Raw genomic sequence first — 10,183 nt, forward strand, 5'->3', positions numbered from 1 at the left:
CGCGGGGACGACCCGCCATGACCACGAGGAACACCACGCGATGACCACCACCCCGCGCGCACCGCGCACCCAGGACCCCAGGCGCACCCCGCGACGTACCGTCGTCGGGCTCGCCGCGACCGTCTCGGCCGCCGGCCTCCTGCTGAGCGGCTGCTCCACGGGCGCCGACGCCGCGGGCACCGGCGCCTCCGCCGACGGCGAGCCCGTCGCCGGCGGCGACCTGACGTTCGCCATCACGGTGGACTCGCACTGCATCGACCCGCAGCAGGTCGGCAACAACGACGCGATCGCGGCCGCCCGGCAGACCGTCGCCTCCCTCACCGCGCAGGACCCGGAGTCCGGCGAGATCCTGCCCTGGCTCGCGGAGAGCTGGGACGTGAACGGCGACGCCTCCAGCTACACGTTCCACCTGCGCGACGACGCCACGTTCGCCGACGGCACCCCGATCGACGCCGAGGCCGTCAAGACCAACCTCGACGCGATCGTCGACCTGGGTGCGGTCGCGTCCCTCGGGTCCCAGTACCTGGTCGGCTACGCGGGCACCACCGTCGTGGACGAGCACACCGTGACCGTCGACTTCGACGAGCCCAGCGCGCAGTTCCTCCAGGCGACGTCGACCTTCTCCCTCGGCCTGCTGTCGCCCGACTCGGCGAAGCTCTCGGCCGAGGACCGCTGCGCCGGCAAGTACGTGGGCTCCGGCCCGTTCGCGGTGAAGTCGTACACCCAGGACCAGGAGATCGTGCTGGAGAAGGTCAAGGGCTACTCCTGGGGCTCGGAGGCGAACGACCACACCGGCGAGGCCTACCTGGACACCGTGACCTTCAAGGTCATCCCCGAGGCGAGCGTGCGCACCGGCTCCCTGCAGTCCGGCCAGATCGACGCCACCGCCGCGCTCAACGCCGTCGACCTGCCGCAGTTCGACGGCAACGGCTTCTGGCTGGAGTACCGCGCCAACCCCGGTGTCGTGTTCAACCTGTTCCCGAACGAGTCCAGCCCGCTGGCCGCCGACGAGGCCGTGCGCACCGCGCTCGTCAAGGGGATCGACCGGCAGCAGATCGTCGACACGGTGCTGACCCCGCAGGACCGGCCGGCCACGGGCGTGCTGTCCCACTCGACGCCGCTGTTCGAGGACGCGGGCGACCTGCTCGCCTACGACCCCGAGGGCGCGAAGAAGATCCTCGACGACGCCGGCTGGACCGAGGGCGCCGACGGCATCCGCGAGAAGGACGGGCAGAAGCTCACCACCACCGTGACCTTCTGGCAGGTGCCCGAGCCGCTCGAGCTCGTGCAGCAGCAGCTGCGCCAGATCGGCGTCGACCTGCAGCTCAAGCACGTGACGGTCGCCGAGAAGGAGGCGGCCAACGAGGCCGGCGACTTCGACTTCGACTACTACAACCTCACCCGGTCCGACGCCGACGTGCTGCGCACGATCTTCTCGGCGAACGCCCGCAACATCAACCAGCGCGACCCGGAGAAGGTCGACCAGCTGCTGGACGAGTCCGCCGCCGCCACCGACGCGGACGAGCGCAAGAAGCTCGTGACCGAGGCGTCGGCGCTGCTGATCGAGCGCGGGCACGCCATCCCCGTCTACGAGCTGTCGACCACGATCGCCGCCGCCGACCGCGTGCAGGGGCTCACGTTCGAGGCCTCGTCGCGGCTGGACTTCTACGACGCGTGGGTCACCGACGGCGCGGGGGAGTGAGATGACGCGCTACGTGCTCCGACGCGCCGGGCAGGGGGTCTTCGTGCTCTGGGCCGCCTTCACCGTCGCGTTCTTCGTCCTCTACCTGCTGCCGAGCGACCCGGCCGCGCTGGTCGCGTCCGGGGGCGGCGAGGTGAGCCAGGTCGACCCGGCCCAGCTCGCCGCCCTGCGCGCCGAGTACGGGCTCGACCGCCCGATCCTCGTCCAGTACGGCGACGCCCTCCTGGGCGCGCTGACCGGCAGTTTCGGGGACTCGTACGTGAGCGGCGCGCCCGCCACGTCGCTCGTGACGCAGGCGCTGCCCGAGACCCTCAAGCTCACCGGGGCGGCGCTCCTGGTCGCCGTCGTGGGCGGCACCGCGGTGGCCGTGGCCAGCGTCTTCCCGCGCTCCCGGTTCCTGCGGCAGGCCCTGTCCGCCCTGCCCCCGCTCGGGGTCGCGCTACCCACGTTCTTCGTGGGCCTGGTGCTGCTGCAATGGTTCTCGTTCCGGGTGCCGGTGTTCCCGGCGATCGGCAACGACGGCGCGATCAGCCTCGTGCTGCCCACGATCACGCTCGCCGTCCCGGCCGGGGCCCAGCTCGCCCAGATCCTGTCCCGCTCCCTGCGGGGCACGCTCGGCGAGCCCTACGTCGAGACGGCGTGGGCCAAGGGCGCGAGCCGCACCCGGGTGCACCTCGTGCACGCCCTGCGCAACGCCGCCATCCCGGCGTTCACGGTGCTCGGTGTCATGGTGGGCGGCCTGCTCGGGGGCGCCGTGGTCACCGAGACCGTGTTCTCCCGCGTCGGGCTCGGCCGGCTCACGGTGCAGTCGGTGAACCAGCAGGACGTGCCCGTGGTCCTGGCGATCGTCGTGCTCTCGGCGCTCGTCTTCGTCGTCGTCACCCTCGTGGTCGACCTCGTCTACCCCCTGCTCGACCCCCGGATCCAGATGCGGGCCCCGCACCGGGCCCGCACGAGGCGCCCCACGGCGGTGACCGCATGACGCTCCAGATCCTCTCCCGGCCCGCCGCGGCGGCCGCCTCTCCCGACCCGGCGCCCGCCGCCGGCGCGGCGCGCGGCGGCCGATCCCTGCGCGCGGCGGGTGCCGTCCGCCACCTGCTGCGACAGCCGGGGCTGCTGATCGCCGTGGCCGTGCTGCTGCTCGTCGCCGCCTGGGCGGTCGTGCCGCAGGCGTTCACCGCCCAGGACCCGCTGGTCGGCATTCCCGCCGACCGGCTCCAGCCACCGTCGGGCGCGCACTGGTTCGGCACGGACCACCTGGGCCGCGACGTGTACGCGCGGGTGGTGCACGGGGCGTCCCTCACGCTGCGCACGACCGCGCTCGCGGTGGTCGTCGGCCTCGTCCTCGGGTCCCTGCTTGGCCTGCTCGCGGGCTTCCTGCGCGGCTGGGTGGAGGACCTGATCGGCCGGCTCGTCGACGTGCTGCTGGCGATCCCGAGCATCCTGCTGTCGCTGGCGATCATCACCGCGCTCGGCTTCGGCCCGGTCAAGGTGGCGGTCGCGGTGGGCATCGGCTCGGTGGCCACGTTCGCTCGCGTGATGCGCGCCGAAGTGCTGCGCGTGTCGACCTCCGTGTACGTGGAGGCGGCCCGCGCGTCCGGGCTGCGCTGGCCCGCCGTGCTCGGGCGCCACGTGCTGCCGAACTCTTCCGGCCCGGTGCTGGCGCTCGTCGCCCTCGACTTCGGCACCGCCGTGCTGGCCGTGTCCGCGCTGAGCTTCCTCGGCTACGGCACGCCGCCGCCCGCGCCCGAGTGGGGCGCGCTCGTCTCGGGCGGGCGCGACTACCTCGCCACCGCGTGGTGGCTCACCACCCTGCCCGGCCTCGTCATCGTGGCCGTCGTGCTCGCCGCCAACCGGGTGTCGCGGGCCCTGGAGAAGACGGGAGAGGACCAGTGACCGACAGTCAGCGACGGGCCCCGGTGCTCGAGATCGCGGGGCTCGAGGTCGCCTACCGTGCCGCCGACGGCGGCACCCGCCCCGCCGTGCGGGGCGTGGACCTGCGGGTCGGGGCCGGGGAGGTGGTGGCGCTCGTCGGCGAGTCCGGCTCGGGCAAGAGCACGACGGCGCACGCCGCCCTGCACCTGCTGCCCCGCGGCGGCGAGGTCACGGCAGGCCGCATCAGGCTCGAGGGCCGTGACCTGTCCGACCTCACGGCGAAGGAGTGGCAGGACGTGCGCGGCCGCCACGTGGGCCTGGTGCCGCAGGACCCGACCGTCTCCCTCAACCCGGTGGTCCGCGTCGGGGACCAGGTCGCCGAGGTGCTCGTCATCCACGGGCTGGCGCGACGCGCGGACGCCAAGGTCCGCGCCGTCGAGCTGCTGCGCCAGGCCGGCGTGGACGATCCCGCGGCCCGGGCGCGCCAGTACCCGCACCAGCTGTCGGGCGGACTGCGTCAACGGGTGCTCATCGCGATCGCCATCGCGGCCGGGCCGCGCCTGGTGGTCGCGGACGAGCCGACCAGCGCCCTCGACGTCACCGTGCAGCGGCGCATCCTGGACCACCTCGACTCGCTCGTGCGCGAGACGGGCACCGCGGTGCTGCTCATCACCCACGACCTGGGGGTGGCCGCCGACCGGGCCGACCGCATCGTCGTGCTCGAGCAGGGGCTGGTGGTCGAGGAGGGTCCCACCGCCCGCCTGCTCGCCGACCCGCAGCACCCGTACACGCGCGCGCTCCTGGCGGCCGCGCCGAGCCTGGCGAGCTCGCGCCTCGTCGTCGGCGGCGACCGCGACCCTGCTGCCGGTGCCGCGCGGCGCGCCGAGCCGGCGACGTCCTCCGCGGAGGGCACGACGTCGCCGGTGCTCGCGCTCGACGGCGTCCGCAAGGAGTTCCCCCTGCCGCGCGGGGCGGAGCGCCGCACCCTCGTCGCGGTCGACGACGTGAGCCTCGCCGTGGGGCGTGGGCGCACCTACGCCCTGGTCGGGGAGTCCGGCTCGGGCAAGAGCACGACGGCGCGCCTGGCGCTCCGTCTCGATCAGCCCACCGCCGGGCGCGTCGTGTTCCGCGGCGGGGACATCACGGACGCGCGCGGACGGGAGCTGCGTGGGCTGCGCCGCGGCTTCCAGGTGGTCTACCAGAGCCCGTACGCGTCGCTCGACCCCCGGTTCACGGTGGAGCAGATCGTGGCCGAGCCGCTGCGCGCCTACGGGGTCGGCGACCGCGCGGAGCGCGCCGACCGGGCGCGCGCCCTGATCGAGGACGTCGCGCTGCCGGCCGACGTGCTGCGGCGCGGCCCCCGGGAGCTCTCGGGCGGGCAGCGCCAGCGCGTCGCCATCGCGCGAGCGCTCGCCCTGCAGCCGGAGCTCGTCGTGCTGGACGAGCCGGTGTCCGCGCTCGACGTCTCGGTGCAGGCGCAGATCCTCGAGCTGCTGGTGCGGCTGCAGGCGGAGCACGGGCTCGCGTACCTGTTCATCTCGCACGACCTCGCCGTCGTGCGCCAGGTCGCCGACCAGGTCGGGGTGATGCACCGGGGCCGGCTCGTGGAGCAGGGCGCGGCGGACCGGATCCTGCTCGACCCGCGGGAGGACTACACGCGCGAGCTCGTCACGGCCATCCCGGGCCGCCGGGCGCTGTCCGGGACCTCGACGTAGCACCCGCTGTCGCTTCCGGGCCGGGAAGCGACAGCGGGTACGACGTCGCTGGCGCTCCGTCGGTGGCGATACGCCGGTGGCGTGGCGCCTGCCCGGGGCGGGTAGGGTCGCCGCCATGGCGACGGTGCTCCCCTTCGACGGTCACACTCCCGACATCCACCCCACGGCCTGGGTCGCCCCCACGGCGACGATCGTGGGGAACGTGCACATCGGCGCGCGGGCGAGCGTCTTCTACGGCGCGGTGCTGCGCGGCGACATGGACGCGATCGTGCTCGGCGAGGGCTCCAACATCCAGGACAACTGCGTGGTGCACACCGACACCGGCGTGCCCGCGACCATCGGCGCCGGCGTGGGGGTCGGCCACGGCGCGATCGTCCACGGCGCCACGGTGGGCGACGGCAGCCTGATCGGGATGGGCGCGACCCTGCTGAACAACGCGGTCGTCGGCGAAGGCGCGTTCGTCGCGGCCGGCGCGCTGGTGCGCGAGGGCCAGGAGATCCCGGCCGGGCACCTCGCCGTCGGCGTCCCGGCGAAGGACCGCGGTGAGCTCGACGCCGAGGGCGCCGAGCGCGTGCGCCGCAACGCGATCGAGTACCAGGAGCTCGCCGAGCGCCACCGCCGCTCGGTCGGCTGACCCGCTCGCGCGCACCGCTCGTCCAGCATCCGAGAGGGGCGCCCCGGCCCTTGCGCGCCGGCGGTCGCGGTGGTCGGCTGCGGCCATGACGACACCTTCCACGGGCACGCTGCCCACCCGCACCCTGGGCTCCGGCGATCACGCCCTCACCGTGTCCGCGCTCGGCTTCGGCGGCATGTCCGTCGCCGACTCGTACGGCCCGGCCGACGCCGCCGAGGCGGAGGCGGTGCTGCGGCGCACCCTCGAGCTCGGCGTCACGTTCATCGACACCGCGGACGTGTACGGCGCCGGGCGCAACGAGGAGCTCATCGGGCGCGTGCTCGGCCCGCAGCGCGACCGGATCGTGCTGGCCTCGAAGGCCGGGCTCGGGCAGCACCCCGACGGCCGCCCCGTCGACGGGCGACCCGAGTACCTGCGTGCAGCGATCGACCGCTCCCTCACACGCCTGGGCACCGACCGCCTCGACCTCTACTACCTGCACCGCGTGGACCCGCAGGTGCCCGTCGAGGAGACCGTCGGGGCGCTCGGCGAGCTGGTCGCGGCGGGCAAGGTCCGCGCGATCGGCCTCTCGGAGGCGGGCGCGGACACCGTGCGCCGCGCGCACGCCGTGCACCCGGTCACGGCCGTGCAGAGCGAGTACTCGCTGTGGACCCGCGACCCCGAGGACGCCGTGCTGCCCGCCCTGCGCGAGCTCGGCATCGGCTTCGTGCCGTTCTCCCCGCTCGGGCGCGGCATCCTCACCGGCACCGTCGACCGGGTCGCCGAGCTCGCGGAGGACGACGTGCGGCGCAGGCACGCCCGGTACGCCGGGGAGGCGTTCGAGCACAACCGCGCCCTGGTCCGCGCGCTGGAGGACCTCGCTGCGGACCGGGGAGTCACGTCCGCGCAGCTCGCGCTCGCGTGGTTGCTCGCGCAGGGCGACGACGTCGTGCCCATCCCGGGCACCAAGCGCCTGCGCTACCTTGAGCAGAACGTCGCCGCCGCGTCGATCACGCTGTCGCCCGACGACGTCGCGGCCATCTCGGAGGCCATCCCCCGCGGCGCCGTGCAGGGGGTGCGGCACCCGCAGCCGGACCTGCTGGAGGCCTGAGGCGACGGCGCGACCAGGCGCCGGGAGCGCAGCGTGCGACGGCCCGGGCCCCCGTGCGGGGACCCGGGCCGTCGCGGTCGGTGTCAGGCCGAGGGCGTGCGCACCGCGCCGAACGCGGTGCGGGCGCGCAGCCGGAACCCGAGGTTCTCGTACAGCCGGATCGCGTTCGCGTTGTTCCCCGCCGCGTGCAGCATGGGGCGCGCACCACGCTCGCGGACGTGGTGGGCGACGTCCAGCACCAGGCGCGTGGCGAGGCCCTGGCCGCGGTGGTCGGGGTCGGTGGTCACGGCGCTGATCTCGGTCCAGCCCTCCGGCTGCAGGCGCTCGCCGGCCATCGCGACGAGGCGCCCACCCCGCCGGATGCCGACGTACCGGCCCATGAGGTAGGTGCGCGGGAGGAACGGGCCCGGCCGCGAGCGCTCGACGAGCGCCAGCATGTCGGGGACGTCCTCGGCACCGAGCACGACGGCCTCGTCGTCGGCGCGGGTGCGCAGCCGGTCCGTCTCGACGAGCTGGACGCCCTCGTGGAGCGAGGCGCGCTCCCAGCCCGCGGGGAGCACGACGTCGGCCGGCGGGCCGGGGAACTCGGCCCCGCGGCCCGCGACGTCGACGATCGCGTCCCACACGTCCGGGTCGTCCCACGACCGCACGGCGGCGAACGGGGACACGTCGGCGGGGTAGCGCAGCACCAGGTCGTTACCCTCCGCCATGTGGGCGTGCGCCCCCGTGAGCGACGACCAGCGCGGGTTGTCGAGGACGGCCTCGGACGCCTCGTCGGGGGTGCCGGCGGGAGCGTCGGGCATGGTGGTCGTGGTGGTCATGTCGCCTCCTGGTCTGCCGGTGCAGCGTACGTGCTCAGGGCACCGGTACGGGCGTCGGTTCGCTGTCGGCGTCGAGGGCCCCGGACCGGTCCCGGGCACGACGGGTCAGCGGTGCGCGCAGCCCGAGGTGCTCGCGCAGCGTGCCGCCCTCGTACGCGGTGGGGTAGGCCCCCCGCTCCTGCAGCGCGGGCACGACCCTGTCCACGACGTCGTCGAGGCCTGACGGCACGATCCACGGGCTGAGGTTGAATCCGTCGACGGCGCCGGTGCGCACCCAGCGGGTCAGCTCGTCCGCCACGGTCCCGGGGGTGCCGGTGAAGCCGCGCTCGCCCGCGTTGCGGATGACGAGCTCGCGGATCGACAGGTTCTCGGCCTCGGCGACGGCGCGCCACTGCCGGGCGATCTCGTGCGTGCGGGCGCCGGTCGTGGCGGAGCCGCGCTCGCCGCCGAGCTCGGCGACCACCGGGTCGTGCGCCGGGAGCGGACCGTCGGGGTCGTAGGACGAGAGGTCCTCGCCCCAGATGTTGCCGACGATCGACAGCGCCGTGGCGGGGGTGACCTGGGCGCGGCGCACCCAGCGGGCCTTCTCCTCGGCCTCGGCCGGGGTGTCGCCCACGACGATCGCGGTGCCGGGGAAGATCTTCACGTCGTCCTCCGGGCGCCCGGCGGCGACGACGCGGCGGCGGACGTCGGCGGCGAACCCCAGCGCGTCGGCGAGGACCGCGCCGTGCCGGGAGAAGATCACGTCGGCGTGCGCGGCGGCGAAGTCCCGCCCCTGCGGGGAGTCCCCCGCCTGGAAGATCACCGGGTGGCCCTGCGGGCTGCGGGGCGTGGTGGCGTCGAGGACCAGGTCGCGGGGCGTGCGCAGGTCGGTGCCGGGCACGGTCACGCGCGCCACCGTTCCCTCCCCGGCCGCGCCGGTGGCGTCCGGGAACGCGTCCCAGACGCCGCGGGCGACCGCGAGGACGGCGGCCGCGCGCTCGTAGCGGTCGGCGTGGTCGAGGTACCCGCCCCGGCGGAAGTTCTCGCCGGTCCAGGCGTTGTCCGTCGTGACGACGTTCCACGCCGCCCGCCCGCCGGACAGGACGTCGAGGCTCGCGAGGCGCCGGGCCAGGTCGGCGGGGTCGTGGTACGTGGTGTTCTGCGTGGCCACGAGGCCGATGCGCTCGGTGATCGCCGCGAGCGCGGCGAGCTGGGTGATCGCGTCGGGGCGGCCCACGACGTCGAGGTCGTGGATCCGGCCGCGGGTCTCGCGCAGGCGCAGGCCCTCGCCGAGGAAGAACGCGTCGAACAGGCCGCGCTCGGCCGTGCGGACCACGCGCTCGAAGGACGCGAAGTCGGTCTGCGACCCGGACTCCGGGTCGGACCAGATGGTGGTGTGGTTGACGCCCTGGAAGAAGACGCCGAAGTGCACCTGCGCGCGGGGGCGGGTGATCGGGGCGTCGGGGGCGTGGGGCGGTGTCGTCGGTGCGGTCATCGGGGTTCCTCAGGCGGTCGCGGCGGCGTGCGGGGCGGCGTGCCGCGCCCGGGTGCCGGCGTCGGGGCGGGTGGCGTAGCGGTTGGCGGGGCGCGGGAGCCCGAGCGTCTCGCGCAGGGTGGCGCCCGCACGGGGCGCCGCGGTGAGCCGGGCGGCACGCAGCGCGGGGAGCACGTCGCGGGAGAGCACGGGCAGGTCGACGTCCAGCACGGCGGGCAGCAGGCGCACGCCCGCGACGTCGCCCGAGGTGGCCAGCCGGGCGAGGAGACCGGACAGGCCCGCGGCGTCGCCGGAGTACCGCAGGGCACCCGCCCCCCAGCCCGTGCGCGCCCCCGTGGGGGCCGCGGCGTCGAGCTCGGCGAGCCGGGCCCGTGCGGTGCGGCCGCCGGCGTCGAGCACCACCTCCAGGTCGACCACCGCCAGGGCGGCGCCGTCGTGCGCGCCGGGCCCGGGGGAGGTCGCGGCGCGCGCCGCCGCCCGGGCGGCCGCGATGTCGGAGCCGCCGACGAGCACGACGTCGACCAGTGGCTCGTCGCGTACCGACGGCGCGACGTCGCCGGCCGGGGCGAGCACCACGAGCTGCCCCTGCGGCGGCCGGGGGCTGATGAGCGGGCCCTTCACCGAGAAGGTCTCGCCCACGAAGTCGACGTGGTGCAGCCGGTCGCGGTCCACGTAGCGTCCGGTCGCGACGTCGCGGATCACGGCGTCGTCCTCCCACGAGTCCCAGAGGTCGCGCACCACCTGGACGACGTCGCGGGTCTCGCGGGCGAGGTCGGCGACGGGCTCGCGACCGTAGGCGTCGGCCGTCTCCGGGGCGCGGGGGGGGGGGGCGGGGCCCGCCCCCCGGCGCCCCCCCCCGGGGTGGTGGG

Annotated in this window: 9 protein-coding genes; 6 read left to right on the plus strand and 3 right to left on the minus strand. The window is 75.5% G+C overall.

Annotation, left to right across the window (positions count from 1 at the left end; genetic code table 11):
- Nucleotides 1-40: 40 nt before the first annotated feature.
- From ACFQ8T_RS04635 to ACFQ8T_RS04660, 6 genes are all read left to right on the plus strand, one after another.
- On the plus strand, nucleotides 41-1,702 hold the full coding sequence (locus ACFQ8T_RS04635) for an ABC transporter substrate-binding protein (RefSeq protein ID WP_430545381.1): 1,662 nt from the start codon (nucleotides 41-43) through the stop codon (nucleotides 1,700-1,702).
- 1 nt (nucleotide 1,703) lies between these two features.
- Nucleotides 1,704-2,684, plus strand: a complete 981-nt coding sequence (locus tag ACFQ8T_RS04640) for an ABC transporter permease (protein ID WP_430545382.1) — start codon at nucleotides 1,704-1,706, stop codon at nucleotides 2,682-2,684.
- Nucleotides 2,681-3,598 carry an ABC transporter permease gene (locus ACFQ8T_RS04645; RefSeq protein ID WP_430545383.1) on the plus strand — a complete coding sequence of 306 codons (918 nt, stop codon included), beginning with the start codon at nucleotides 2,681-2,683 and terminating at the stop codon, nucleotides 3,596-3,598. The genes ACFQ8T_RS04640 and ACFQ8T_RS04645 overlap by 4 nt, the downstream gene beginning before the upstream one ends.
- Nucleotides 3,595-5,292: a dipeptide ABC transporter ATP-binding protein gene (locus ACFQ8T_RS04650; RefSeq protein ID WP_430545384.1), complete on the plus strand. Its 1,698-nt coding sequence runs from the start codon at nucleotides 3,595-3,597 to the stop codon at nucleotides 5,290-5,292. Before ACFQ8T_RS04645 ends, ACFQ8T_RS04650 begins: the two co-directional genes overlap by 4 nt.
- 115 nt (nucleotides 5,293-5,407) lie before the next feature.
- On the plus strand, nucleotides 5,408-5,926 hold the full coding sequence (locus ACFQ8T_RS04655) for a gamma carbonic anhydrase family protein (RefSeq protein WP_430545385.1): 519 nt from the start codon (nucleotides 5,408-5,410) through the stop codon (nucleotides 5,924-5,926).
- Nucleotides 5,927-6,011: 85 nt separating this feature from the next.
- The gene (locus ACFQ8T_RS04660) at nucleotides 6,012-7,016 is read left to right on the plus strand and encodes an aldo/keto reductase (RefSeq protein ID WP_430545386.1); all 1,005 of its coding nucleotides are present in this window, start codon (nucleotides 6,012-6,014) and stop codon (nucleotides 7,014-7,016) included.
- An 83-nt stretch (nucleotides 7,017-7,099) separates the two neighbouring features.
- Here the strand turns inward: ACFQ8T_RS04660 and ACFQ8T_RS04665 are convergent, their stop codons facing one another.
- The 3 genes from ACFQ8T_RS04665 to ACFQ8T_RS04675 all read right to left on the minus strand — a co-directional run.
- Nucleotides 7,100-7,819, minus strand: coding sequence for a GNAT family N-acetyltransferase (locus ACFQ8T_RS04665; protein WP_430545610.1), 720 nt, complete (start codon nucleotides 7,817-7,819; stop codon nucleotides 7,100-7,102).
- 52 nt (nucleotides 7,820-7,871) lie between these two features.
- Nucleotides 7,872-9,314, minus strand: coding sequence for an LLM class flavin-dependent oxidoreductase (locus tag ACFQ8T_RS04670; protein WP_430545387.1), 1,443 nt, complete (start codon nucleotides 9,312-9,314; stop codon nucleotides 7,872-7,874).
- Nucleotides 9,315-9,323: 9 nt separating this feature from the next.
- Nucleotides 9,324-10,183 (minus strand): nitrilotriacetate monooxygenase (locus ACFQ8T_RS04675; RefSeq protein WP_430545388.1); only part of this gene is annotated, 860 nt, incomplete at its 5' end.

The sequence above is a fragment of the Isoptericola sp. NPDC056618 genome (genome assembly GCF_042792715.1).
Taxonomy (GTDB): Bacteria; Actinomycetota; Actinomycetes; order Actinomycetales; family Cellulomonadaceae; genus Isoptericola; species Isoptericola nanjingensis.

What these genes read in the sequence shown, in the direction of transcription:
- ACFQ8T_RS04635 (WP_430545381.1), top strand. Translation starts at nt 41, where the DNA reads ATGACCACCACCCCGCGCGCACCGCGCACCCAGGACCCCAGGCGCACC.
- ACFQ8T_RS04640 (WP_430545382.1), top strand. Translation starts at nt 1,704, where the DNA reads ATGACGCGCTACGTGCTCCGACGCGCCGGGCAGGGGGTCTTCGTGCTC.
- ACFQ8T_RS04645 (WP_430545383.1), top strand. Translation starts at nt 2,681, where the DNA reads ATGACGCTCCAGATCCTCTCCCGGCCCGCCGCGGCGGCCGCCTCTCCC.
- ACFQ8T_RS04655 (WP_430545385.1), top strand. Translation starts at nt 5,408, where the DNA reads ATGGCGACGGTGCTCCCCTTCGACGGTCACACTCCCGACATCCACCCC.
- ACFQ8T_RS04660 (WP_430545386.1), top strand. Translation starts at nt 6,012, where the DNA reads ATGACGACACCTTCCACGGGCACGCTGCCCACCCGCACCCTGGGCTCC.
- ACFQ8T_RS04665 (WP_430545610.1), bottom strand. Translation starts at nt 7,819, where the DNA reads ATGCCCGACGCTCCCGCCGGCACCCCCGACGAGGCGTCCGAGGCCGTC.
- ACFQ8T_RS04670 (WP_430545387.1), bottom strand. Translation starts at nt 9,314, where the DNA reads ATGACCGCACCGACGACACCGCCCCACGCCCCCGACGCCCCGATCACC.